The organism is Bacteroidota bacterium (assembly GCA_016721765.1).
Lineage (GTDB): Bacteria > Bacteroidota > Bacteroidia > UBA4408 > UBA4408 > UBA4408.
In genome coordinates this window covers 896,291-922,871 of sequence record JADKHO010000004.1, presented here as the reverse complement: position 1 = coordinate 922,871, position 26,581 = coordinate 896,291, and the positions used below count along the sequence as shown (strand labels likewise).

Here is a 26,581-nt window from a genome sequence, read left to right as displayed (position 1 = left end):
TCCATTTTACAAATGACTTTCCTCAAATAAATCTTTCTAAAAGGGAATTATCGGGTAGCATACATTCCATTTTCTTTCCAAACCAGCGGTACCTGTTTTTTGCAATCCAGTTGTAAATCCCATCACGAAAAAACTTGGGAAGGAGAGTGAAAATTGTAAGCATTGAAATTGGAAATTTTAATTGTTTTGTTATTCTTAATGCCGCATCTGATTTAAAGTAAAATTTATTTTCTTCAATTAAAACTATGCTTTCTAAGTTTTGATAGGGAATAGCGAATTGGCGTATTAATTTTTTTGCGGATTCGGATTGCAACGAACAAAATTTGAATTTGGCATTGGGATCATGTCTCACAATAAATTGAACTGAACTGCTGCACAAATTGCAATAACCGTCAAACAAAATAATTCGGGAGGATTGCATTACTTTTTATAGGCAACAGAATAGGGATCTACTGATACTTCTGTTTTTTTATCGGATACAAGTAAGGTAGATAAATCGATGGTAGAGACACTTCCATTGCGCCCACCACAATCAGAACTGTGGTGTGGTGCGGGTCCGGCGAGGTTTACATTTCTATTAGCAATGTATACTAAATTGCGATCGTCATCCACAGCAACACCATGTGGCTGCCAACTGGTGAAGACTGATTTTATAAGAGTATTTGTTTGATAGTTGATTATGGCAACTGAACCTCGTTTTCCGGGAAAGTTTACAGAGTCTTCGGGACATGTTACAAATAGGTAAGGATAATTTTTTGAAAAACTCATTTCCTGAGGAAAGGAGCCAGTCCCAATTTTCGCAATCAATGAATCGTTTGCTGCGTTAAAAACCCTCACTTCATTAGTAAATTGGCAAGTTACATAATACTTGCTATAATCAGGACAAAAGGCAATTTCGTGCGGATCGAGCACATGTGGCGAAGTAGTAATTTGCGGCGCACCGTTCATAATTACTTCATTTACATCCGGAATTAGTGGATTGCTTACATTTATTTTATAAATATAGTTTCCGTATTGTGCTGTTGCATATAAAAAATTATTGGATTGATTGAGATTGGTGCCATGCGGAAAAACAAGCAAGCCACTCCCTGAATATTTTTTCTTAATGCTTAGATTCTCAAGGTCAACATAAAAAATATTTCCGTTTGAATTCCAATCGGCAATGTATGCATATTTGGAATCGTTGGTAATTGCAAAGGTATTCCAACTGCCAAACCCAATAAATATTTCGCCTGCAAAGGTATCGTCGCTGGTTCTAAATTTTTGCATATAGGAGCCATTAATAAACGATACATACCAGTATTGTCCATCGGGTGAAACCCGCACGGAATGTGGAGCTTCATTTAAAGGTGTGTGCCCAACCTGAACATAACGCATCGGCAATCCTGTTTCTGCATCAAAAACAGTAACCGCATCACAACCTTGATTGGTAACATATATTTTTTTACGATTGAGATTATCCGAGAATTTTACAAATCCGTTTTTATCCGGAGCCCCGGAAGAAATCCAATTTTTTAGTAGTGTAATTTGGTCGTTGCTTAGCGGGTCGGCACCAATTGGCATTGTAGGAGTGACACTTGGACCTTGGTCGGGATAAGTATTGGTAAATAAAAAAAATGTGCTTTGAGTGTGCGCATAAGGTATAACTGCAGCGCCATTTCGCGTGCCTTCAAAAAGATTTTCCCAAGTGAGCAGGGATAATCCGGCAGCCCCATCCTTGCTTTTATTGTTATGGCAGCCGCTTATGGCACATTTAGTAAGCACAATTTTTCCAACCTCTTCCGGATATCCACTACCTTCCAAATCGATAACCGGCGCATCTACTTTACATCCGTTGAAAGTCTGAACAAGCAACAATATTGAAAGCAATAATTTACCGAACGTTATTCTCATGCATTATAGTTTGGTAACAAGTTGATTTGAGCTATTGCCATTTTAATAGGCTTAATAAGAATTTATCTTGTACTTTTTAAAGGTGTCGTTTTTAAACACTTCCAGCGCTTTTTGATAGGCATCATTTATTTCGTTGATGACTTCAAAATAGCTGTCGTTTTTCCATAAATCTCGCGCTAATAATGCTTTTATTTGAAGCTTTATAACATCACCTGATACCGCTAGCCCTTTATCGTCTTTCTTGATTTTTTCCTTCTCGGCTGCGGCAATCAATGCATTCATCATTTCATTAGTTACTACGAAATTCTTTTTGTATTCGTCAAAAGTTGGATACTTGGCAAATAAGTCTTTGCGATTACGATCGAGATACGAGAGTACAAATTGATTTAAAATTCCTTTGCGGATAAGGTTGGTATAGTAGGCTGAAGATTTAGAAGTGTCGATAGGAATAAAAATATCCGGCATAATGCCACCGCCTCCGTAAACAATTTTCTTATTTGGTGTGGAATATTTTAACGAATCAGGAAACTTAATACTATCGGCATTTGTCAATTCACCGTGTTTGAAACGTGTATTTAAATCTTTGTAGTAATTTTCAATTTTGCCGTCATAAGGCTTTTGAATACTACGTCCTACAGGAGTATAGTAACGAGCAATGGTAAGTCGCATGGCCGAACCATCGGGTAAGTTAAATTGATTTTGTACTAATCCTTTTCCAAAAGTTCTACGACCAATGAGTAAGCCTCTATCCCAATCCTGAATTGCCCCTGAAACAATTTCACTTGCCGAAGCTGAGCCTTCATCCACCAATACAATTACTCTTCCTTTTTCGAATTCACCTTTTCCGGTTGCATTGTAGGTTTTTCGGGGTGATTTTAAGCCTTCGGTATACACAATTAATTTTCCATCGTTCAAAAATTGATCTGCAATTTCAAAAGCAATATTGAGGTATCCGCCACCATTATCATTGAGGTCGAGTATTAAATCTTTTGCACCTTTTGCCTTAAGTGTTCTTAAAGATTCAGCAAACTCATCCATGCTGGTTTGAGCAAACCTGCTTAATTTAATATAGCCTACAGTAGGTGTTGCCATATAAGTAGCATCGATGCTGTACAATGGAATTTTATCTCGAATAATGGTAAACTCCAAAAGTTCGCCAATACCTGAACGCATAATACTCACATTGACTTTTGTACCTTTTGCACCTCTTAAATTTTTAATAACATCGTCATTTTTAATTTTCATGCCGGCAAAATTTTTACCATCAATTTTGATGATTTTATCCCCGAAATGATACCAACTTTCTCGGAAGGGCCACCGGATATTGGAGAAATAACTGTAATGGTATCAAACAAAAGATTGAACTGTATTCCTACACCTTCAAAATTACCGGTAAGCGGTTCGTTGGTTTCTTGCAGATCTTCTTTAGGGATGTAAACGGAGTGAGGATCTAAAGTTTCGAGCATCCCGCTTATGGCATCTTCTACTAATTTTTTATTCTTAGTTGAATCCACGTAGTAATAATCGATATAATCGAGCACTGATTTAAATTTTTGAGAACTCTCAAAACTACTAGGGTTTTGCGCGTTTGAATGGAATGCAAATAGAAAACTTGCAATAAAAAATACGGATTTTATAATTTTCATAGATATGTTTCGTTAAGAAGTAACAAATTAAGCGAAAAAAAAATTGTGCTTTTAGCACTTAACATATATTAACGGGCTCAGAAAGGGACTACCTTTTCGACTTTATTTTTTCGAAGGTAAGCTTTAATAATCTGTTGCACATCTCGGTTGTCCTGTCGATGTTGAACTATTTCCTTCAAAGCGTCTAAATTATATTCCATATACTCCAATTCCACAAAGCCAAAACCCTTATATCTGCCATTCTCAACAAGGATAATTGATTTTTCATCATGGGATTTTCCTTCGTCAATCACTAAAAAGTTTTGGTGTTTTTGTTCGAATGTTTTAAGTGCTGCTAGTGCTCTAGAGTTGTAGTTATCGGCATTTTCTTTTCCAATGCAAGCACCGGTACATTTCTTTATGCTGTAATGAAAGCAAGCTTCTTGTGAATCATATAATCCGCATAACTTCTGACACAGGTTAAATTTCTCGATCAATTTATATAAACTGTTTTTAGCTTCAATTGCAGATGAGAAGGTTGCCAATGGTAAGGAGGAATTTCCTGTTTTTTCGGGCGAAATAGTGATGTAACCTTGTGAATCGTATGCAACAAAGATTCCGTAATTATAAAGTGTTCGGCGTTGCGCGCGATTGTAAAGGGGTTTGTGTTTTTTTATTTCTTCCGATTCTTTTAACAAGGCAACTAGTTCACTTCCGGTTACTTCAAAGTCAATGTCGGCAATGTTATTTTTCATTTCAATTGCTTTCTTGCTGCTATCACTGGTAAGGTGTTGCAGCACTCTTTGTCGGATATTTTTACTTTTTCCGATGTAGATGAGCTCTTTGGCTTCATTAAAGAAATAATACACACCTGTTTTTTCGGGAAGTTTTTTTAGCCAGGATTTATCCAAATTTAAATTCAGATTAGTGATAGCGTCTTCCTTTGATTTTGATTCAATTCTTAATTCTTGTGCGCCGGTTTTTAAGAGCAATTCAAAGAGTTGAACAGTTGCCAAAGCATCTCCGCCGGCACGGTGCCTTCCGTTTATTGGTATTCCTATTTCGGCACATAACTTACCGAGGCTGTATGATTTTTTGCCCGGTAATAACTTCCGGCTTAGTTTAACAGTGCAAAGGGTTTTGCGTTTAAAATCATATCCAAGGTTTTTATATTCCCGCTTAATAAAATTGTAATCAAAGGATGAGTTGTGTGCAACAATTACCTTTCCTTCGGTGAGTTGGATGAGGTGTTTTGCTATTTCATAGAATTTTGGAGCTTTTTCAACCATTTTATCGGTTATACCAGTCATCTGTGAAATGTAAGGTGGTATGCTTTTTTCGGGATGCACTAGTGTTTGGAATTCCTCTACCACTTTTTCACCGTTGTGGATATAAACAGCGATTTCTGTAATTCGCTCGTTTGCTGAATTACCACCGGTTGTCTCAATATCCAGAATCGCGTACATTTTTATAATTTACTCAAAGGTAAGCAGCTAAAAGTTGCTTTGCAACAAAGCAAAAGCGTTGTTTTTTACAAACAACGCTTTTGTGTAAAGTGAATAAAACTGTTTATACTATGTACGTGTGGCGTGGAATCCTTTTCTTTTCATTTCACCCCAACTTTTTTTACCAACAATTAAATCGAAGTTCCCTCTAATGGCAGCCAATACAAGATAAGGATGAAAGAAAATTGGCTCAATAAATATGGCCACCAAAATCTTACCTAAATCCCATTTGTTTTTGTATTGATGATAGGTTAATTCTTCTACTACAATGGCATAAAGCGAATAAACGATAGAGAAGGAATACACTAAAATCAAAAGACCCCAGAAAAATTTCCAATATACATATCCCAGAAAGGCCAAAATCAAGAAATTGATAAAACCTAAAAATTCAATAATAGGAGCCGCCCACTCAAAAACCAGCCAATAGGGATAGCTGAGTAGTCCTAACAATCCATAGGTTGGATTTAAAAATAATTTCTTGTGTCGAGTAAGGGTTTCCGCCGTTCCACGCGTCCAACGATTTCGTTGAATCCCTAATACTTTTAGTGATTCAGGAATTTCTGTCCAGCAAAGGGGTTCAGGGATATACACCATTTTATATTTCTCCTTTTGGCGGTGCATATAAATCCTCATTTTTACCACCAACTCCATGTCTTCTCCAACAGTTGTAATGTCGTATCCACCACAAGCAATAACCGTTTCTTTATCAAATAATCCAAACGCACCGGATATTAGGAGCAATCCATTTAATCGGCTCCATGCCATTCGGCCTAATAAAAAGGCTCTTAGGTATTCAACGGTTTGAATGCGGGGTACAAAGCTTTCGGGTAAATTTACCTTTACGATTTCCCCATTTTTAATGAGGCAGGAATTTGCAATTCGAAGCACACCCCCAACAGCAATCACGCGTTCTTCGGTTTCTTCAAGAAATGGTTTTACCATGCGCACCAGCGAATCTTTTTCAAGTATGCAATCCACATCCACACAGGCAATTAGTTTATGGCTGGCTACATTAATCCCAAGATTTAGTGCATCCGATTTTCCTCCGTTTTCTTTATCAATAACAATAAGCTTAGCAAATTTTGGATTTGTGGATTTATAAATATTCCGTGCCGGTTGAGTCTTAAGTTGCGGATTAATTTTAAAATCTACCTTTTCTAAATCAAATGCTTTTTTCATCAATTGCAATGAATCGTCGGTACTACCATCGTTTACAATAATAACTTCGCTTTTTTTATAATGTAAGGCAAGCAGTGAGTTTATGTTTTGAACAATAGTTGCTCCCTCATTGTATGCCGGCGCAATCACCGAAATGGTTGGTGCAAGTGGAGATTCTGAAATAATGTTGTAATCTACAAAACTATTTCGCTGCAAATAAGTGCGCGTTTCATAAATCGAAAAAATAGCCAAACCTATGTACGCAAAAATCAGCGCTGCTGTATAAATAAGCAGTCCGTTTTTAAATAAATCTGATAGAAACTCAATTATCTCCATGGCTTAATTTGTTTCTGCTAATGCGTGTTTAATAATATCCCTAGCAGTGGTATCTGCATAGGAAGTAAAAATTTCCCCAATAAAATGTCTGCCTTCATCACCCACAAAAACAATGGCTTTAGCAGCAGCAAGACTAATATCGTAATCAAAGGATAGCAATTGAACTTCTAAGAATCCAAAATCTTTGGCTTTAAAAATCCCCATAAAGCATTTCAATACTTGCACTTTAAACTCTTTTGCATCCCTATAAAATTGAGCTTTAATTAAACCAAGTGCCTTTTCATCGTGAAGCGTTCCAATGGTTTCAACGGCTTGAATGCGTACTTTCAAACTGCGGTGAGTCAATGCCAATTCCACATCACCACTGTCTTTCATGGTTATAAAATGCCGAATAAGTTTAAGTGCAAAAATAACTACAGTGTCGTTGTTCGATTTTAACCAAATGCTAAAATCGGGAAGGGTTGAAATTTCTTTGTTGGATAAAATATGCAAGAATTTTAATTGCTGCCATTCTGAAATGGGATAGGTGGTATCATCTAAAAAGCGCAAAGCATCAAAGTTAGCAAGCTTAACCAAAGCTGTTTGCGATTCTGTTCGAAGAAGTGCCTGTGAATGATTGCTGTATTTCATGATCTCTTCATTCGCTTCGATATAATCCATATCTGCTAGTTCCTGTATTCCTTTGGCTTTGATATACCAACGCCAGCTTTTTAATTTATTAAGCGAATATTGAGGAAGGTTGTGATTGAGATAGATGTCGCGCAAATTTTGAGCTGCTTTCCCACTCATGGTCTTATAAATGGAAATAAGTTCATTTAACAAAATATTGCGGTGTTCATGTTTTAAGAAAGTGTGATTGGTATAGCTTTTTATGAGTCTATTGGTTTCGCCTTCAAATGCAAAAGATTTTATTTTTCCTTGCATAATCGCATTAACCAGCTTTTCAATCTCAAATCGAAGTTCGGCAGCTTTGCGTGTTTTCCAGGCCACATAGATTCTTCGAAGCAATAAAAAAGCAATAAAGCCAATAGAAACAATGGTAAAAATCCAACCAAAGAATAAAATAATTTTTAACACCGTTGGTGAGGTGTCATAAAATTCTTGCGCAAATTTTATAAAAAGGATATGTTGGTTGCTATTCACTAATACGTTTTCTAATTAATTAATTGTGTAGTTTGTTTCAAAACACTCATTCTACGGTCGTGCACAAACTCTTTCAAACCGGGAATAAAAGCGCCAGGATCATTTTTATCGCCTAAAGTTGTGGAGCAATTTTTTTCAAATTCTTCATTTGAGAATTCTTTCATGCTATCTTCATGCACAGCATCTTTAATTAATGCGTAAAGGCGTTTTACTTCCCCATTAATGTGCTCTTCTGTAAACTCACTCACAAGTAAATTTTGCAGTGTAGTAAGGTAGCGTTTTTGAATTTGTTTGTTTTTAGTTAATACCAGATTAGCTAGCGGCAAGCTTGGATTACAATAGAAAATAGGAAATTCACATACTTGCGTGTAGGTGTATTTGGGATTCCAAGCAGCAAAACTGTAATTGTAATCGTAATTGATCCACTGCATTTTGCCACTCACAGAATCAGTATACAAAAAATAATTGTGCGGATACATCATATTATAGGCGTCTACATTCACCAGTAAATTATTAATTGCCCATGTTTTTAAGCAATCATCGAGGTTGAAAATGCTGTCTAAATTTGTATCTTGATTTTGCTCTGAGTTTGCTGAATTAACTACCGAGATAAAGTGAATCAAATCGCTCCAATCGTTTTGCTTTTTATTGTTTTTTTTGCGGTAATTGCGCGCGTAATCGGTTGATGAAGCTAATTTTACAAGTGTTCCATTAGGCTCTCCAAAATATAAATTGCCGGATGCATTGTTGAAATTACGTTTTAAAAAATCTTTATTGATTCCTTCCACCATTAAATAGAGCCCCCAATATTCATTGTTTAAATACACTTTAGCATAAGCGCTGCGTGGGGTTGGTAGACCTTCGTTCGTGAGCATATCTAAAGTTATTTTTTCACGCATTAAACTTGGATCTTTGTAATTATTGTTCAAATTAATTCGTGTTACGCCACAGTGTTTTTGTTTTCTTACAAAGCAATTAAAATCCAATTTAAAAGATTTCTTTTTGCCCTTTGTAAATTCATAGGACGATTCGCCTTTTAAGCGAACACCAATGTCTTTTATTTCATTCCCATCAATGGTTACATTGCATTTGTAAAAATGGTTTATTTCCAATGAGTCTTTCACAAGCTTATATTTAACCAATGAATCCCAAAAACTTTTATCGGCAAAATTCATTTTAATTTCATGCACTACCGAATCATCAAATACGTTTCCTTTATATATTTTGACTTCATTTGCAGGATTGGTTTTGCAAGAAAATAAACTTACAGAAACGACTAGAACTAATCCTAAAAAGCCACTACCAACATTCATATCAAAACTGATATTTTATACCTGTATCAAGGGTAAATTGAAAAATATATTTTGAAGCATCAAAGGGCATTTGCAAGCGCGTGTATCCGGTTCCCAATTGAAATCCAAATCCGCTATCAAATGTCTTTACCCACTGTAATTGTGCCGTTTGAGAATTCAAATAGTAATAGGTATCAAAATTTAAAGAGTTGCTATTATTTTCAGGTGAAACGCCTTGACCTAAAGTAAGCGTAATATAGTTTTTGTCGTTCTTCAAGAACCTACGGGCAAAGACAAAAATGGAAGCTGCAGTTCTTTGAGAAGTAGGGGTAACAAAGGCGCGAAGTCCAAACCAATACTTCCCGGTATAAATTCCTCCGGATCCTGTAAAGGTTAATATATTATTGCGTTCAAAAATCATGTAACGAACGCCAAGGGAAGCGATAATTTTTTTCGAAAAATTATTAAATAACTCAGCCCCAAATTTATGTTTTGGAAAGAGATTAGGAGCAGCAGAAAAACCGTAATTCAAATAACCGGATAGGGTAGAAGTGAGGCGCGGATAAAAATCAGCCTCGTATTGAAAACCATCTAAACCAAAACGATTGGCGTAATTAACCCGAGCCAAAACAGGCCCAACGGCGGTAATTCTTTTATACTCCAATGAAAGCAAGTTACGCTGGCCATAAATAGAGCCAAACCAATCGTGCAAATTATATATTGCAAGCGCATTTTGTTTTCTTAACCGTTTAATTTCTTGATCAAGTTGCTCTGCCTCAGCATTATCAGGATTGATTTGCTTTATAATTCCCAGCGTTTTCTCAGCATCTGCGTACTTACGAAGGGCGATTTGCGCTTTTGCTTTTTTCAGAAGCAGCTCCACATTATTTTGATCCACCAATATCCCGCGTTCGGCAAAGCGAATTGCATCTTCCGGATTATTGCCCCAAAGTGCATTGTCCGTTATTGCCTTGTGTGCGTCAATATTATCGGGTTTATCGGTGATTACTTTTTCGAGTATCGCTTTTGAAGCATCGTAGTTTTTATCCCAAGATAATATGCGTGATTTTAAAATTTTGACATCCGTATAATCGGGATACCTACTTAATATTGTGTCGCATTGTGTTATGGCTAAGGCATGTTGGTTATTGAATGCATTGCTTAGCGCCAACTCAAATAAGGAATCTCCGTTAAACGCAGACTGTGCAGAGGAATGAAGAAAAAATGGAAAGAGAATTAATAAAAAGTGTAAACGTAGCTTCATATTGGTATACGCATCACAACTTCCTTCCTGCATTCGGTTCTTAGTAGATGCATTTATGTGTATTTTCTATTTGATTAAGGCTTAAAAGTAAGTAATTTTAGTTCAAAACTATGTGAATTCATATAAAATCTTGACAGTTATCGTATTCCCATGGTATTCCTACTCATTTCTAATAAAAAGGTTACACTTCAAACCTAGGTGTAAGATTTTACTTTGAAATGAAATTATAAGAAATTTCAAAATTTAATAGGCTTCAAATTTGAATGGCAAGCTAAAATATTCAGCAAATTCTTGGCCTTTTTCAAGCATGTCTTCATCATCGGCTTTATACTGCCAAGTAACCTTTATTCCCTGATTACTGGGATTTAAATGTTGAATTTTGAGAATGATTTCGATGATTCTTTTTTGTGAAGAGGAATTAATGTAATCGAATTTGAATTCGATATTTGTGCTGGGATTTGGAGCAGCGAAATAATCCACAAACCACCTTAAAATTGGGTCATAGAATAAAACCGAATTTTGGACGAAGGAACGTCCGGAGAGTTTAAAAATATTTTTTTTCGCATCGAGTTGAACAAGAGGGGTTTCTTCTGTAGCTTCTATATAAAGGGCTTCCATTCTAGTATAAGTATAATTTTAATTGTTTTCTAATTCCACCTCAAGCGTAAAAAAGGATAATCCATTTTCGGCAGGATGAAATTTAAAGGTTAATTTTTTATCAGATTTTATGGCAAGATCAAATAATCCAACCCCAACAGAATCAAAAGTTGGGTTCCGTTCTTCAAATAATTTCTTCTTCGAAAAGTCTTTTAGCTCAGAAATACTAGCATTTTCAAGCAATGCAATTTTTGTTTCGAGTTTTGATTTTGCTTCACTGTTCACCAAATTGCCGGTTGCAACTTGTAAACCTTGAGGTGTTTTTTTTACCAAGAAATAGGCATTGTTAAAACCGGTTTCATCCGGTATAGCATATTTATGAATGTTTTGAAGCGTTTCTATCAACACCGAAAAAATTTTTCTTCTAAAAGCCGGCGATTTGTATTTGGGATAAATTTTTGTTTCTGCTAGTTTCAGGAACATGATTATCAAATCCTGATTAATGGCGCCACGATACCCCATTACAATTTCATCCCACTTTCGATATTCATTCAAATTGAAATTATTTGTCACTGTTTTTCGTTTTAATGAATGAATTATTTTATGCTTTTTTCACCTAACAAATATAGTTGTTCTTTCACCTGCACCAAACTGTCTTCACAAAGTTTTATAATTCGATTTACAAGCTGCGGAAAATCCTCCACGTTAATATTTTGCTTGGCTTCATATTCAATTTTTTCGAGTAATTTTTCTGCCTCAGTTAAACCCACATAAGGCACTGATGAACGCATTTTGTGCGCAATGCTAACTAAGCCCGTGTAATTTTTTAGGCTTAATTGATGCTCCAATTCAACAAGATTTTCAGGAGTTTGTTTCAAGTAAATTTCAAGCATTTTTATAACAAAATCAGTATTCCCATCCGCGAGGTTTGTCAAAAAATCGAGGTTTATCACTTTTGTCCCGGTCAATCGTTTTAGTAATCCCTTATCGATTGTGGAAGTAATAATTTTGTAGAGTGCATTTACTGTAAAGGGTTTCGATAAAAAGTCATTCATACCCGATTCTCTGCATTTATCTTCTTCGTCTTTAAATGTATGGGCGGTAAGTGCAATAATTGGCACATTGTTTTGAAGTTGTGTACGAATAATTTTTGTTGCTTGTAATCCATCCATTTCTGGCATTTGAATATCCATAAACACCAAATCATACTTGTCGGATTTTACTTTGTCAACAGCCTCAAAGCCATTTTGAGCAACATCCACAACACAATTTAAATCTTCTAAAAGTTTAACCACCAGTTTTTGATTCAGGAGATTATCCTCAGCTACTAATACGGTTAGTCCTGAAAGACTTTGTACAGTTGTTAACTTTTCTTTTTTATTTGATAAGTCGCTTAAGTTTGTTTTAAGATAAGGAATGGTGAACGTAAAAGTAGTTCCTACATTGAGGTGACTTTTTAAATGGATAGCCCCATTTTGGAGTTCAAGCAATTTTTTCACAATAGCCAATCCCAATCCTGTACCTCCATATTTTCGGGTTGTTTCGGGACTAGCTTGAGTAAAGCTTTCAAAAATAGTTTCTGTTTTATCATTTGGAATTCCAATACCGGTATCGGAAACAATAAACTCAAGTATTAAAAACTTGGAAGTTTCTTTTTTCTGGTTTACTGAAATAGTTATACCTCCTTTATCGGTAAATTTAATTGCATTGCTAATGAGGTTGCTCAATACTTGATGCAGGCGCACCTGATCTCCGATTAAATTTAAGTTTCGCTTAAAATTAAAGGAAGTTTTAAGTAAAAGATTTTTTTCTTGAATTTTAGGTTGAAATTGGTTGATTACATTATTAATCGCAATGTCAATATCAAATTGAGTATTTTCAATGCTCATCATCCCGGCATCAATTTTTGAAAAGTCGAGGATGTCGTTAATGATTACCAATAAATTGTCGCCGGAAGTTTTAATGGCCGATAAATAATCACTTTGCTCATTGTTTAAATTCGATTTTTCAAGCAGGGAGGCAAAGCCAATAATTGCATTCATAGGCGTGCGGATTTCATGACTCATGTTTGCCAAAAATTCTTGTTTTATCCGTACTGATTCTTCTGCAATTTTTTTTGCTTTATCTAATTCCAGTAAGGTTTTATGTAATCGATTAATGTTTAATTCGGAAATACGGTTGGCTGATTCCAGTTGCTTTTCGATCAAAAATATGTCGGTAATATCCTGAGAGCTTGCAATAACGTATGGTTCTGAATCTGCTTCGGTATGCACCACATTTCGGTAAACCAAATAACGTTTCTCATTATCTTTGCTCATGAATTGCATGATACCCGTAGACTTTTGCTTCTCCTTAAGTTCTTGCAGATAATCTACAAACATGTCTTTTTTTTCTTCAACTAAGAATTCGTGTAAGTTGCGTCCAATTAACTCGTGTGCTTTAAAACCTAATATTTTAGCTGCGGCGCGGTTAATTGAAATAATTTCACCATCCATTTTATGGGTACAAATAAATCCCTGCGTATTTTCAAAAAGTACCCTGTACCGGTTTTCATTTATTCGTGCAAGTTCCTTTGCGGTTACGTCTAATTTACTTTTAGTTGCTGAAAGCTCTAAAAGAGCCGTATAAAATTCCGATTTCGTTAATTTAACTGAATCGATTACAAGAATAGGGGCTTTATATTTTGCTTTTTGGGTTATAAATCCGGATGGTGTTTCACCAACAATTAACAGGGGTAGTAATTTTTTTAATTGAATTAATTCCTGCAAAAGTTCCGTTACAATGGGTGAATTGCTTTTGCTTTTTACAAGCAGGATTCCAAAACTTTTTTTCTTTAGAAACTCTACAGCATCAGTTGCATCAGCAGCTGCTTGAAGGGTGTGCATATAACTTTGCGTTGACAAAGTTTTGGATATAATAGCTCTATCTGTTTTATTGAAATTAATTATCAATAACTTGGGATAGCTCATGACTTAAAATTCTTTAAATTCAAATGGTAAATTTAAGAAATGGCTAAGTTCAATGCCGATTAATTTCATGTCTTCGTCTTCTACATTATTGTACCAAATAATTTTTGCTTTCGCACCAGTCTTATGCAGTTCATCCAGTATCTTGAAAAGTTCGGTAAGGTATTTATGGGAAGATGTATTAAAATAATCGAGCTTGCATTCCAGTACGGTTTCTTTGTTGGGGCTTTTGCAATACTTCTTCAGCCAATCTACCAAAGGAGTATAAAAATCAGCTGAGTTATGAGGTATAGAGATTCCTGAAATTTCGAATTTGCCTGCTTCTTTGTCCAAGATAACATTAGGAAACTCATCCGTCGAATCAATAATTAGTTTTTCCATGGTTTAGAATGGGCATATGGAACGATTGTGATACTACTGTAAATGTAAAAATATTTCAATTCTGATAAAAATTATTATGCATACTATTTTTTGATTCTACCAACAACATGAAATTCATCTCTTCTATTTAATTGGTGCTCCTTTTCAGAACATTTTACATTGTCGCCGCATTTGTTCACTAAATTGGTTTCTCCTTTTGAGACAACCGCTATGATTCTTTCGCGTGAGATTTTATTTTGAGCCATAAAATTAATGGCAGAGATGGCTCTTTTTGCAGACAAGCGGAAGTTATATGATTTAGAACCTCTGGAATCCGTATTGGCACTTATTTTTATTGCCAATAAGGTATCAATTCCCAATTTTGTTATGTTGCGTAAAAGCGCCTCTTTTGCATCCGGACGAATATCGAATTTATTAAAATCAAAATAAATGTTTTCAAGTTCCATAGAAGGTACTCCACTCGTATCAAAATCAGCTGAACTTTTCGTATTCAAGTGGTTTAGTTTTGTTTCTGTTTTGATTTTAGTAATGCGCGCTTCTACTGCTGCGTAGTTAGCAGAATCAATAACAGTAATGTTTTTGGTGACACTTGTTTCGTAAATTCCTTTGGAGTTTTTATTTTGATAAATTACATTTAATTTAACAGGAAATACCCCCATGTGATCAAATGTATGACGTGAGTTGGGGCTGTTTTTTCGGATTACAGAGTCACCAAATGTCCATTCATATTTCAAAATTTTAGATCCGGGTATGGTAACGAGTTTGCATTCAAAAATATTTTCTAAGCTTAATCTGGTTGTATCCGGAGCTAAAAAATCCAATTTTGGTTTTTCTACGGTTGTGGTCTCAAAGGTTTTGGCGATGCGTGCATTGTTTACTTGTTCAAATTCTGCAGGATTTAATACAACTACTTTTTTAGTTACATCTCTTTCATAAATTCCTTTGGTGGAATCAACTTGAAAAACTACATTCATTTTTACTTGATATACACCTATACTGTCGTAAGAATGCTGTATTAGTTTTGGGCCAATACGAACTAAGGTATCCCCAAAATCCCAGGTGTAGGCTAAAATTTTTGATTTTGGAATGAATACAGGGGCAGCATCAAATACATTTTCTAGATCTATGGTTGTTGTATCCGGAGCTAAAAAATCGAGATGAGTTAAGCCTAACATTTCTGAATTAAAGCCTTTTTTCTTGTTTTCTCGGGCAACTGATTTAAGGTAATAATTCATGTACTCTTCCTTATTCAAAATATTCACTGTTTTGGTAACACATTTTTGAAACACCCGCTCAGTAGAATCATCTCGTGCTACCATACTTAGTTTAACTTCATAACTACCCGGACTTTTAAACTTGTGCTTAGTGCTTGCGCTATCGCTGCCAATCGTAGAATCGCCAAAGCTCCAGTGGTATTTTAAAACGGTAGCATTTTCGATCTTAGAAGGAGCTCCATTAAATGTAAAAACCGAATCCACAGAAAGGGTGTCGGCACTTGTAAAATGAACAGTGTTTATGTTTAGTATTGTAATTGTGGTATCTTTTTCTTCTTTTAATGAATGTACAATGGGGTCGAGTATATATAGTTTTACTTTGTGTACACCAGGTTCTTTAAACTCATGTGTTACCACTTCTCCTTCGGCATGCTCACCATCGCTAAATTCCCAATGGTATTCGGCACTAGCACCCTTTACACCAACATTTTTTTTAGCATCAAAGGTTATTGGAAAGCTTGGTATGGTGGTCATCATTTGGCAATCATCAAAACGTGGTGTTGAATAATCAATCAAGCGATAGATGTCGTAATCGCCAAATCCACGTTGACGCGACGAAGAAAAATACGCCTGTTTTTTATACTTATCATATTTAAAATAAATATCATCACCGGCAGAATTAATAGGCATACCCAAATTTAAAGGCTCAAGCCATTGTCCGTAAGAATACACAGATTTGTACACATCATATCCACCCATTGAATTATGACCTTTGGAAGAAAAATATAAAGTGCTATCATCCATACTAATGCTTGGACTATCCTCGTCTTCTTTTGTATTTATTACCGCACCCAGGTTTTTTGCCTTTCCCCATTTGCCATCTGTTTGTTTTACACTCATGTAAATATCAAGTCCCCCATATCCACCCCTTGCGTTGCTCGAAAAATAAAGGGTATCATTGTGCGCCGAGAAAGAACCATGGTTTTGATATTCACCTATGTTAATGGTTTTACTAAATCGAATTGGTTTTGACCAACTTTTGCCATTCCATTCACTTAGCCATAATGCTTGGTTTTTGTAGGTTATCAGAAATTTTTCATCGTAAGATAAGGAAACAACCGATTCGTGAGCACCGGTATTTCTTAGTCTTTTTATAAGTGTATCGCCAAGCGTAAAACGCTCCCCAACATGAAATACTCCACTATCGCCTTTGCTAATAAACATATCTTCATAATAGCGATTTGATTCTATTTCTTTTTCACCTCCTACATTAGTTTTGCGTCGAGCAGTAAAATACATCACAGATTCATCACTTTTAACTACAGGAACATATTCTGCTTCATAGGTATTGATGTTTGAGCCAACATTGTCAATATTTACAATGTTGTTGAATGTTGCCATATAGCCCTTACCTTGCTGACATTGTTCTATTTTTTGTGATAAATCTTCGAGTTCTTTTTTGTTATTGCTTACAAATCGTTTAAAATTTGAATAGGCTTTGATGGCTTCATCATATCGATTATTGAGTTGATACGCCTGCCCTAAATAGTAATAGACCTTTGTGATTGTATCCTTAGTGGAATACTTTAATGCTTTTTCAAAATAGGGAAGTGAACGCGGTTGTTCAAATAAATTTAAAAAATAATTAAGCCCACATTCGTAATTGTAAATAGGATTTGCAGAATCCTTTTGAAGTAGAAATAGATAAATATTTTCAGCTTCCACATAAGAATCATTATCAGAAGCTTTTCGGGCTTGGGATAATAATTTTGAGTTCGAAAATTTTGCATATTTAAGAGAGTCTTCTACGCTCAATATTTCAGACGCAAAGCCACCTAATCCTTCACACAAAAGGAAAATCAGAAAAGCTATCCTGAAAACGTATGTCATATTCGTCAATTTCTCCCCCGGTTATTGGCGCTATAAAAGATTTAATTTTTTCAACAAAGCTTCTTTGTGCGAACGACTGATTGGTATTGCATTTTCACCAATAAAGACTGTGTTTTCCTCTATCTCCTTAATTTTATCAATACGAATAATATAGGAACGATGTACTCGAGCAAAATCTTTGGGGGGGAGTTTGCTCTCAATACCTTTCATGGTGGTTAACACAGTGTAACGTTGGCCGGTGGTGTAAATATTAACGTAATCCGATAAAGCTTCAATCCAGTTAATTTCATTGGCATGAAGTTTAATTAAGCGAGAATCTTTTTTAATAAAAATCTCATCTAAATTCACATCATTGCGGGTAATGCTCTGACTCATGTCTCTGGCTTTTTCAGCTGCTTTCAAGAACCTTTTATAATCTACCGGTTTAGATACAAAATCCGTTACATTATAATCGTACGCTTCTGCGGCATACTCCTTTTTGGAAGTAACCAAGACTACTTGAGGAATGTCTGTAAAGGTTTTCATAAAGTCAATCCCACTCATTTCCGGCATTTCTACATCCAGAAAAATTAAGTCAGCAGGTTTTTCTTTCAACCCAATTAGAGCATCTTTTGCGCTGGAGTAAATTCCTTCGAGTGTTAGAAATTCGGTTTTACTGACGCAGTGTTCTATCACACTTCTGGAATTTTCATCATCATCAACAATAATACATCTTAGTTTCATAGGATATAGTTTATTTATTTAATAATTCTTTTGCTTCGTCCATATCAATTTGCCTACCATTGAAGAAGGCAATTATGAATGCACCGTCGAGTTTATAATTAGTAACCAATTCATTTTTGCGGAACAATGCACTTGCATAATCAGGATAATTACCTACTGTATATCGCGTGTTTCCACTTGGTAGCTTATCCACATCAATGTCTTTTATGGAAACAAACTTATTGAGTAGTTCTGCCGGAACATCGTTCTTAAAGTTCCCGATTTGGATGGTGAAGAATATTTTATTTTTTGTAATCCCATTCATTTCTTTATCCGTATCACTTTCTTCAATACTTTCTTTTTGCAACATATTCACACCTAAAGATTGAAGTGCAATACGTTTACCGCCTTTGTATGCCACCACAAATGCTCCTTCGAATCCCTTTAATAAGATGTCAATTTTTGCTTTAGCAGCTTCGTTGTAAGAGGCATAATTTCCTGTAACATAGCGTGTAATCCCATTCTCGCCCATGAAAGAAATGAGTTGAGGCAGGTCTCCAAAAATTTCTTTTGAAACATTACCTTTATAGGCACCAACCTGCACACGGAAAATTACTTCATTGCTCTCCTTTTCTAATTCCGATTTCGCAATGGAGCTGTTTGTAGCTTTTACTGCACTCTTTGCAATTGGTCCGCTCACCGGTATCAATTTATTTTTGTTTTGAACCACTACGGTTGCTTCTTTTATGCCGCTTTCTACCAAATTTGTTTTTCGGGTTGCTGCATCTCCATAATTATTGTATTTACCTGCTGTGTAAACGGTAAGTGAATCACCAACTTTTGTGCTTTGGATATCTTTTATGCTTAAGTATTTGTTTATTAATTCAGGTGGAATTCCTTTTTTATAAGAACCCAATTGTACTTTATAAATATCTCGTTTATCGTCTTTTCTTTTTTCATTTAAATCAACAATTTGTGCATAAGCCCCAGTCGAATCCAAATACATTCCGTATTCAACTACCATCATTGTATCTGTATATTCCACCCCTTTTGCATTTACGATAGATCCTTTTGTTGACTGAATTTCATCGTCTCTAAAATTGAATATTAAATCCTTGTCATCGTCCAAGGGTACACCACGCAAATCCACCGGTTCACCTTTCGGTGTAAATGGACTGTAATCAGCCATATCCACAACACCATCTCCATCTTCATCATCCGGATCGCTTGCAAGATAATTTACATTTTCTTCTTCAGGAGTGATTTGTGCTTTATCTTTTCCAAACAAATGATAGTGCAATGAAAAGGAGGACATTACAAATCGATCATTTTTACTATCCCCTAAACGCACACCTTCGCCTTGTGAACTCACATTATCGAGGTTATCGGTAAAAGTGAAATGAATGGTTGTTCCTAATTTAAAGTCAAGTCTATCATTAACATGAATAATAGCTCCAGCACCCACTGGAATTGCCCATGAGCGCTCACCGTATTTCCCTGCCTTATCTAAATTTGCTTCGCGCAAATCCGATTCGTAGGTGTAGTCGCGATAAAGTTGAATAGCTTGTGAAGCATTCACACTTTCTTCAGAAATATTTTTAATAGAACCATCTTTCCAGTAATAGTAGGTGTTTCCATTTGCATCGCGTAAATCTGTTTTGGATAAAAATTCAAACGATTCGATTCCGGTGCTGATGTATGGTGAGATTATTCTATCTTTCTTTAAGAAGTTATCAAAATTGTAAGTTAAATTAATTCCACCTAACCGGATGCTCGATTCAAAATTTAAATTGCGATCGATTCCTCTTTCATTGGCGCCCAATTTTCCGAAAAGGGTGTAAAAACGAAGGTTCAAGTAATCTGTTACATCTTCACTAATTCCAAGTTCATAAGCAACACGACTCACCATAGGGTTGGCAAATTTTTTATTGCTGAGCTCACCATAAAAAGAAAACATTCCCACCCCTAAACCAATGATAGGCTTGGGGAGAATAGAAGCTGCTTGAACGTCATTTCCACTTTTGCTTTTTGTAGCGCTTGAATCAGCACTTTGTGCCATAGCAAAAACAGTTGTGAATAAAAGGACTTTGAGGAATAGAATTTTTTTAATCATGATTGCTTGATTAAATTGTTTTTAATTACCTAACCCACTTCTGATTTGCTATCATCAAAGCTTCCTGCACCGTTATGCGTGCGCCCCCATTGTATGCCGTAACAAATGGACCTTTTATCATTTCATTTTGTTTTAACTCTTCCCGCTTGTCGCGAGCAAGCTTATATGCATTTACATTGTTCAAGGTAAATTTATGCCAACCCTCATGCATTTCGGCATAAATTTCTTCGCTTATTTTGTAGGTTTCTTTGAAGTATGATAGTTCTACAGGTTTATGCGTAGCACAAATTTGAACCCTAAAACTAATTCCTTTTTGCGCATCAGGTATACTTGTTACTTCTGCTGCTTTACCTAGGGGAGATGCAGATTTGGTGCTTTCATCACTTGTGCTTGTTTGTGCTTCATTTTGTTTTGCACTTTCGGCAAGCGTATTTGGTTCTTGTTTAGATTCAGTTACAGTTTGCACTTCTTCTTTTGCGGATTTAGCATTTGCTTCATCAGTTGATAGAGAAGATAGGGAAGTACTCGCTAAAACGCTGTCCTTTTTTTCGCTTGCTTGCTCAGTGGAAGAAACAGTTGAAACAGCTGCTGAATTCATTAAACTGAACAAAAGTTGCGAAGTTGCGAGGGTGAATTTTTTACTTTCTTCTGCAATTGTAAAAGATAAATATCCGTTCACTTCGGCCGAATCTTCAGCAGATTCTGTTGCGGTAAGGAAATAGGAAACATTAAATTCTTTTTCAAATGGAAACGACATCCATAAAAATTTTACTTTTTGATCCACAAATGAAAAAACAGCGCCATGTAATTCGCTCGCCGAAGCAATATAACCGAGTGGGATTAATTCTTCCAATTTTGCAAATCCGGTTACTGAATCATTTTTTAAAACTATGTTTACAAGTACTTGCTTTGGTTTAGTTCCATTGCTGAAAGAGCGGGTACACATTACCGGCAGCTTAAGTGATGAATCAGTTTGTAGATTTATTGTTTCCGTTTTTTTCGCAGCGGATTCAAGGGGATTATCAAGATTTGTTCTAACGATATTCACAAAAATTTTCTTTTTTTCGAGATTCACTGTTGATTTTTGATTGTTCTCCAGAAAAGAAAAAGTTCCATCTACCCAACCTTCGCTTGAAGCGGATGAAAGCACAGTGATTTTGTATTTTACAACAAACTCTTTTTCAGCAGGCAAAGTCATCCATATAATTTTTACCTCATGATCCGTAAATGAAAAACTTCCTTTTTTGCTTTCGATTACGGAAGCACCAAATCCATCGGGTAAAATTTGTTTGAACTCTGCAAAACCGCTAATGTCATTTTTATTGATTTTTATTTCAATTACATATTCTCCTCCGGTGGAAACTGATTCAGGAAAATTATGAGATACTGTTACCGGTTCCGTTTCAAACAGTGAGGCAAAAAACAGCAAACCGGCAACATTGAGAAGTAGGAACAAGTATTTAATCATAGCCTTAGGATTAGTTTAGTACGATAATTTAGGTATCGGTTGCCAATGCTACACCTTGCCACACGACACAATAAGCTATCGTAACAAAAATAATTTTTTTTCACTCCAAAGGCTAGTGATGGAGTGCTTAGTTATAAACACAAAAATGTTAAAAGGCAGATTCTGTTTTTTATTTTGAAATGATTCATGTAGAACTTCTGTACCCCTTAATTTATAAGGAGTTTCAGCAGATTTTGTTCTAAAATGAAAATGTGAATCAAGGAAGGATTTTGAATTACAAAATTAATTAATCAACAAATATCCAAATTGGGATTATTTTTTTGAGGGAGGTAAAAAAAAAGCAGCAATCCTCTTGCTGCTTTTTTTTAATACTGGTGTATTCTCTAAAAATTTGGTTTAAGTAAATATTTGGAATAAAAACGATTTATTTCTTTTACTGCGTCATCTGCATTGTCAACCAGTGTAATCAGGTTTAAATCATCGGGGTTAATATTTTTTGCAGTTAGCATGGTGGTTTTTATCCAATCTAATAAGCCTCCCCAGTAACTTTTTCCTACCAAAATTATTGGAAATCTACCAATTTTTTGAGTTTGAATTAAAGTTATCGCTTCAAACATTTCGTCCAATGTTCCCATCCCTCCGGGTAGTACAATAAAGCCTTGTGCATATTTCATAAACATTACTTTGCGCACAAAGAAATAGTCAAAATTAATTAACTTATCTGTATCGATATAGGGATTAGAATATTGTTCAAAAGGTAATTCTATATTTAAACCAACTGAACGTCCGCCTCCTGAACGTGCTCCCTTATTTGCTGCCTCCATAATTCCGGGCCCACCTCCTGTAATAACACCGTAACCTTGTTCTGTAACTTTCTTTGCAATTTCTTCTGCTAATTCATAGTAAGGATTATTTGGTTTTGTGCGGGCTGAGCCGAATATCGAAACGCATGGCCCAATTTTTCCTAGCTTCTCAAAGGCTTCCACAAACTCGGCCATAATCTTAAAAATTTGCCAAGAGTCTTGTACTTTTATTTCATTCCAATCTCTGTTTTCAAATGCTTTTCTAATTTTTTCTTCGCTGTTTGACATCATATTTTTTATTTTTTATTTTCTATTTCATATTGATTTTGCATTTCTAATTTAAGATAATGCGCTGTAAAGCTATTTTTATTTTTGATAATTTCTTCAGGAGTTCCTTCACAAATTTTTTCTCCACCGCGTTCACCACCTTCCATACCTAAATCAATTATATGGTCGGCAACTTTAATAATATCCAAGTTGTGCTCAATTATTAAAACAGTACTTCCGTTGTCAATAAATCGATACAGCACATCCAATAAAATTCGGATATCCTCAAAATGCAATCCTGTAGAGGGTTCGTCTAAAATATAAAACGTATTTCCGGTATCGCGTTTTGATAGTTCGGCAGCTAATTTAATACGCTGTGCTTCTCCACCACTAAGCGTTGTAGATTGTTGGCCAAGTGTAATATATCCTAATCCAACTTCTTTTAATGTTTTAATTTTTTGCAAGATGCTCGGTATGTTTTCAAAAAATTCAACTGCATCTTCGATCGTCATATTTAACACATCGCTAATGGATTTGCCTTTGTAACGAACTTCTAGTGTTTCGCGATTATAGCGTTTTCCGGAGCATGTTTCACATTGCACATACACATCCGGAAGAAAATTCATTTCGATGGTTTTCACCCCACCTCCTTGGCAGGTTTCACATCGCCCGCCTTTTACATTAAATGAAAATCGACCAGCTTTGTATCCGCGTATTTTTGCTTCCGGTAATTCTGCATATAAATTTCGGATGTCGGCAAAAACATTGGTATAGGTTGCAGGATTACTACGCGGAGTGCGACCAATTGGGGATTGATCAATTTCAATTACTTTATCGATGTGTTTTAAGCCTTCAATTTTTGAGTAGGCTAATGGCTTTTTATGCGAACGATAAAAATGCTGATTTAAAATTGGATAAAGTGTTTCGTTAATCAATGTTGATTTTCCACTGCCTGAAACTCCTGTTATACAAATTAATTTTCCGAGTGGAAACGAAACAGAAACATCCTTTAAATTATTTCCCCGTGCTCCTTTTAAAACAAGCGCTTCTCCGGTTCCCTTTCTGCGGAAAGCAGGAATGGCAATTGATTTTTGCCCTTTCAAATATTGAGCGGTTATTGAATTTGAAGCAAGAATTTCTTTTGGCGTTCCGGCCGCTACAACATGTCCACCATGTATTCCGGCTTTAGGTCCAATATCTAATACATAATCAGCACATAAAATCATTTCCTTGTCATGTTCCACCACAATAACTGAATTTCCAACATCACGTAAATCTTGCAATGCTTTTATCAATTTTTGATTATCTCTTTGATGCAAGCCAATGCTGGGCTCATCTAAAATATACAATACTCCCACCAGCTGAGAACCAATTTGTGTGGCTAATCGAATACGCTGTGCTTCACCACCCGAGAGCGATTGAGAACTTCTATTCAAGGTTAAATAATCTAACCCTACGTTCAGTAAAAAATTAATTCGTGTTCTAATTTCTTTTAGAATTTCAGTGGCGATTAATTGATTTCTATCGGAATAATACGCTTCAATATTTTCGAACCAAGCCTTTAATTCTGTGATGCTTTTATTTGCTAATTCGGCAATGTTCTTATCGTTAATCTTAAAATGAAGCGATTCTTCTTTTAACCTTGCGCCATGACATTTAGGGCAGGATATTTTATTCATAAACGCATCAATCCATTTATCTACTGCTTTTGAGCTGAGTTCTTCCTGCTGTCGCACGATAAAATTAATAATGCCTTCAAAATTCATCGAATAGCTGGAAACTCTTGAGCTTTCACTTTTTTTATCCTGATGAGATTTTAAAATTTCATCGCTGCCGTATAAAATGGTATTAATGGCATCCTCCGAGATTTCATCAATGGGCGTATTTATATCAAAACCGTACTTATCGCCGAGCGACTCGATTTGACTAAATATCCAAGAATTTTTGTATTCGCCTAAAGGAACAATTCCACCTTTTTTGATGGTTAATTTCGGATTCGGAATTATTTTTTGAATGTCAATCTCAGAAACAAAACCAAGTCCATTGCATTTAGGACAAGCACCAAAAGGAGAGTTGAACGAAAATAAATTTGGTGCAGGGTCATCATAAGAAATGCCGGAAGTTGGGCACATCAGCATTCTACTGTAATGCCGCACCTCTTCAGATTGCAAATCCATCACCATGATTGCATTTTTACCGAGTTTCATGGCAAGTTTTAAAGCATCAGCAACACGCTGTCGTGCCTCAGCATCCACCTCAATACGGTCAATCACAATTTCGATATTGTGTGTTTTATAGCGATCCAATTGCATGCGTACTTTTAGTTCCTGCAAAGTTCCATCAATGCGGGCACGCAAGTAGCCTTGCTTTAAGGTATTTTCAAATAATTCACGGTAATGGCCTTTTCTACCTCGCACAACAGGAGCAAGAACCGCTATTTTTTTTCCGCTAAAATTTTGGAGGATGAGATTAATAATTTGATCATCGGAATAACGCACCATTTTTTCTCCGGTAACGTAAGAGAAAGCATCTGCTGTACGCGCATAAAGCAATCGCATAAAATCATACACCTCAGTAATGGTACCCACAGTAGAGCGTGGATTCTTATTCGTTGTTTTTTGTTCAATCGAAATTACGGGGCTAAGTCCTGTAATTTTATCCACATCGGGTCGTTCCAAATTGCCGAGAAACTGGCGAGCATAAATGGAGAAACTCTCGATGTAACGGCGTTGGCCTTCTGCATAAATGGTATCAAAAGCAAGCGATGATTTACCGCTGCCACTGAGCCCTGTAATAACAACTAATTTATTTCTTGGAATGCTAACGTCCAAATTTTTTAAATTGTGTACCCGCGCTCCAATTACTTCAAGACTATCTGTTTCCTGCATTTCGTTAGTTGATTTTGCCATAACAGGATTAATTTTTTATGGAATTGGTATCAATCGAATGTGCGTTGCTGTTGTAAAAACGTAGCGTATCTTCGGCAGAGTAAATATTGTCTTCTGAAAAATGTTTTTCAATATAATCGTAATCGGTATAGCCATTTTTAGGCAATAAAATGGTGTAGCTTTTCTTTGCTTTATTGGAGAGGTAATTTTTCCTTAACCAAGGGTTAAATATTTTAAGAATTTTGTAATTCACTCCTTGTCCCAATGCAAAATCGGTTAAACTGGTAATACTTGAATCTACCGTTAAACGAGATGTTGGAATAAAAGAATAAACATCTCGTTTACGAAAATTGTAACCGTAGTTTTTTGGGTGTAGTAAAATTTCTTTTGCAGATAAAATGCGGAAAATGTAGCGCGCTGTTTCTTGGTTTAATAATAAATTGTAATAATTTGTTTGTTTTTGATTTTGAACTTGTTTCGAAATTCCTTCAATTCCCATGTTGTACGAAGCTGCTGCAAGTGTCCAATTGCCAAGGGTTTGATAGGCTTCTTTTAAATAACGACAAGCCGCTTCAGTTGATTTTTCGACATTGTAGCGCTCATCCACTTCTTCGGTAATTTCGAGGTTTAATTTTTTTCCGGTTGCTTCCAAAATTTGCCAATATCCGGTGGCTCCGGCAGGTGAAATTACATTGGAAAGATTGCTCTCGATAACTGCCAAATATTTGAAGTCATCGGGAACACCGTTTTTCTTTAATATGGGTTCAATAATCGGAAACCAACGATTGGCGCGCTTATGAACCAGTAAGGTTTGAGACTGAAAATATGTACATACAAGTAATTCACGATCGAGACTTTCGCGCACATCAAAATTATTCATTGGAACTTTTTCGCCTGCAAATTCGAGGTTTAACGGAAGGTCCAAAGCAAATACCTGGTATCCGTTTCTGAAATCGTCGGCGAATTTTTCATCCACGCTGAATTTTTTTGCAAAGGTGAAAAGCATAAGTGCTATAAATAGTGCAATAACAAAAACGGAAGAGATAAGATGTTTTTTCATTTTAAATTGAATTGAA

The 26,581-nt window shown here is 35.8% G+C and carries 18 protein-coding genes and 1 pseudogene; all 19 read right to left on the bottom strand.

Features of this window, described 5'->3' with window-relative positions; translation table 11 throughout:
* Window positions 1-22: 22 nt before the first annotated feature.
* The 19 genes and pseudogenes from IPP32_17955 to IPP32_17865 all read right to left on the bottom strand — a co-directional run bounded on the left by IPP32_17955 (window position 23) and on the right by IPP32_17865 (window position 26,565).
* Window positions 23-421, bottom strand: coding sequence for a DUF393 domain-containing protein (locus tag IPP32_17955; protein ID MBL0049971.1), 399 nt, complete (start codon window positions 419-421; stop codon window positions 23-25).
* The gene (locus IPP32_17950; GenBank protein MBL0049970.1) at window positions 421-1,893 is read right to left on the bottom strand and encodes a YncE family protein; all 1,473 of its coding nucleotides are present in this window, start codon (window positions 1,891-1,893) and stop codon (window positions 421-423) included. Before IPP32_17950 ends, IPP32_17955 begins: the two co-directional genes overlap by 1 nt.
* A 51-nt stretch (window positions 1,894-1,944) precedes the next feature.
* A pseudogene (locus IPP32_17945) lies at window positions 1,945-3,539 on the bottom strand (S41 family peptidase).
* 77 nt (window positions 3,540-3,616) lie between these two features.
* A complete protein-coding gene (locus IPP32_17940) occupies window positions 3,617-4,984 on the bottom strand; it encodes a GIY-YIG nuclease family protein (GenBank protein ID MBL0049969.1) in 1,368 nt (455 codons plus the stop codon).
* Between the two features lie 108 nt (window positions 4,985-5,092).
* A complete protein-coding gene (locus IPP32_17935) occupies window positions 5,093-6,517 on the bottom strand; it encodes a glycosyltransferase family 2 protein (protein MBL0049968.1) in 1,425 nt (474 codons plus the stop codon).
* A 3-nt stretch (window positions 6,518-6,520) separates the two neighbouring features.
* Window positions 6,521-7,660: a hypothetical protein gene (locus IPP32_17930; protein ID MBL0049967.1), complete on the bottom strand. Its 1,140-nt coding sequence runs from the start codon at window positions 7,658-7,660 to the stop codon at window positions 6,521-6,523.
* A gap of 11 nt (window positions 7,661-7,671) precedes the next feature.
* A complete protein-coding gene (locus tag IPP32_17925) occupies window positions 7,672-8,973 on the bottom strand; it encodes a CotH kinase family protein (GenBank protein ID MBL0049966.1) in 1,302 nt (433 codons plus the stop codon).
* A 1-nt stretch (window position 8,974) separates the two neighbouring features.
* Window positions 8,975-10,249 (bottom strand): YaiO family outer membrane beta-barrel protein, encoded by a 1,275-nt coding sequence (gene yaiO / locus IPP32_17920; protein MBL0049965.1) that lies wholly within the window; start codon window positions 10,247-10,249, stop codon window positions 8,975-8,977.
* Window positions 10,250-10,459: 210 nt separating this feature from the next.
* Entirely contained in the window at window positions 10,460-10,834 is a 375-nt protein-coding gene (locus IPP32_17915) for a DUF1987 domain-containing protein (GenBank protein ID MBL0049964.1), read from the bottom strand.
* 18 nt (window positions 10,835-10,852) lie between these two features.
* Window positions 10,853-11,386, bottom strand: coding sequence for a hypothetical protein (locus IPP32_17910; protein MBL0049963.1), 534 nt, complete (start codon window positions 11,384-11,386; stop codon window positions 10,853-10,855).
* Window positions 11,387-11,409: 23 nt separating this feature from the next.
* Complete coding sequence (locus IPP32_17905; protein ID MBL0049962.1) at window positions 11,410-13,716, bottom strand: response regulator; 2,307 nt, start codon at window positions 13,714-13,716, stop codon at window positions 11,410-11,412.
* A gap of 69 nt (window positions 13,717-13,785) precedes the next feature.
* Entirely contained in the window at window positions 13,786-14,160 is a 375-nt protein-coding gene (locus IPP32_17900) for a DUF1987 domain-containing protein (protein ID MBL0049961.1), read from the bottom strand.
* 83 nt (window positions 14,161-14,243) lie between these two features.
* The gene (locus tag IPP32_17895) at window positions 14,244-17,264 is read right to left on the bottom strand and encodes a PKD domain-containing protein (protein ID MBL0049960.1); all 3,021 of its coding nucleotides are present in this window, start codon (window positions 17,262-17,264) and stop codon (window positions 14,244-14,246) included.
* Window positions 17,265-17,294: 30 nt separating this feature from the next.
* Window positions 17,295-17,987 carry a response regulator transcription factor gene (locus IPP32_17890; protein ID MBL0049959.1) on the bottom strand — a complete coding sequence of 231 codons (693 nt, stop codon included), beginning with the start codon at window positions 17,985-17,987 and terminating at the stop codon, window positions 17,295-17,297.
* 10 nt (window positions 17,988-17,997) lie between these two features.
* Window positions 17,998-20,079, bottom strand: coding sequence for a hypothetical protein (locus tag IPP32_17885; GenBank protein MBL0049958.1), 2,082 nt, complete (start codon window positions 20,077-20,079; stop codon window positions 17,998-18,000).
* Window positions 20,080-20,104: 25 nt separating this feature from the next.
* On the bottom strand, window positions 20,105-21,547 hold the full coding sequence (locus IPP32_17880; GenBank protein ID MBL0049957.1) for a hypothetical protein: 1,443 nt from the start codon (window positions 21,545-21,547) through the stop codon (window positions 20,105-20,107).
* A gap of 383 nt (window positions 21,548-21,930) precedes the next feature.
* Entirely contained in the window at window positions 21,931-22,638 is a 708-nt protein-coding gene (locus tag IPP32_17875) for a TIGR00730 family Rossman fold protein (GenBank protein MBL0049956.1), read from the bottom strand.
* A gap of 8 nt (window positions 22,639-22,646) precedes the next feature.
* Window positions 22,647-25,505 carry an excinuclease ABC subunit UvrA gene (uvrA, locus tag IPP32_17870; GenBank protein ID MBL0049955.1) on the bottom strand — a complete coding sequence of 953 codons (2,859 nt, stop codon included), beginning with the start codon at window positions 25,503-25,505 and terminating at the stop codon, window positions 22,647-22,649.
* A gap of 28 nt (window positions 25,506-25,533) precedes the next feature.
* The gene (locus tag IPP32_17865; protein ID MBL0049954.1) at window positions 25,534-26,565 is read right to left on the bottom strand and encodes a lytic transglycosylase domain-containing protein; all 1,032 of its coding nucleotides are present in this window, start codon (window positions 26,563-26,565) and stop codon (window positions 25,534-25,536) included.
* Window positions 26,566-26,581: the final 16 nt, after the last annotated feature.

What these genes read in the sequence shown, in the direction of transcription:
- IPP32_17955 (MBL0049971.1), bottom strand. Translation starts at nt 421, where the DNA reads ATGCAATCCTCCCGAATTATTTTGTTTGACGGTTATTGCAATTTGTGC.
- IPP32_17950 (MBL0049970.1), bottom strand. Translation starts at nt 1,893, where the DNA reads ATGAGAATAACGTTCGGTAAATTATTGCTTTCAATATTGTTGCTTGTT.
- IPP32_17940 (MBL0049969.1), bottom strand. Translation starts at nt 4,984, where the DNA reads ATGTACGCGATTCTGGATATTGAGACAACCGGTGGTAATTCAGCAAAC.
- IPP32_17935 (MBL0049968.1), bottom strand. Translation starts at nt 6,517, where the DNA reads ATGGAGATAATTGAGTTTCTATCAGATTTATTTAAAAACGGACTGCTT.
- IPP32_17925 (MBL0049966.1), bottom strand. Translation starts at nt 8,973, where the DNA reads ATGAATGTTGGTAGTGGCTTTTTAGGATTAGTTCTAGTCGTTTCTGTA.
- yaiO (MBL0049965.1), bottom strand. Translation starts at nt 10,249, where the DNA reads ATGCAGGAAGGAAGTTGTGATGCGTATACCAATATGAAGCTACGTTTA.
- IPP32_17915 (MBL0049964.1), bottom strand. Translation starts at nt 10,834, where the DNA reads ATGGAAGCCCTTTATATAGAAGCTACAGAAGAAACCCCTCTTGTTCAA.
- IPP32_17900 (MBL0049961.1), bottom strand. Translation starts at nt 14,160, where the DNA reads ATGGAAAAACTAATTATTGATTCGACGGATGAGTTTCCTAATGTTATC.
- IPP32_17895 (MBL0049960.1), bottom strand. Translation starts at nt 17,264, where the DNA reads ATGACATACGTTTTCAGGATAGCTTTTCTGATTTTCCTTTTGTGTGAA.
- IPP32_17890 (MBL0049959.1), bottom strand. Translation starts at nt 17,987, where the DNA reads ATGAAACTAAGATGTATTATTGTTGATGATGATGAAAATTCCAGAAGT.
- IPP32_17885 (MBL0049958.1), bottom strand. Translation starts at nt 20,079, where the DNA reads ATGATTAAAAAAATTCTATTCCTCAAAGTCCTTTTATTCACAACTGTT.
- IPP32_17880 (MBL0049957.1), bottom strand. Translation starts at nt 21,547, where the DNA reads ATGATTAAATACTTGTTCCTACTTCTCAATGTTGCCGGTTTGCTGTTT.
- IPP32_17875 (MBL0049956.1), bottom strand. Translation starts at nt 22,638, where the DNA reads ATGTCAAACAGCGAAGAAAAAATTAGAAAAGCATTTGAAAACAGAGAT.
- uvrA (MBL0049955.1), bottom strand. Translation starts at nt 25,505, where the DNA reads ATGCAGGAAACAGATAGTCTTGAAGTAATTGGAGCGCGGGTACACAAT.
- IPP32_17865 (MBL0049954.1), bottom strand. Translation starts at nt 26,565, where the DNA reads ATGAAAAAACATCTTATCTCTTCCGTTTTTGTTATTGCACTATTTATA.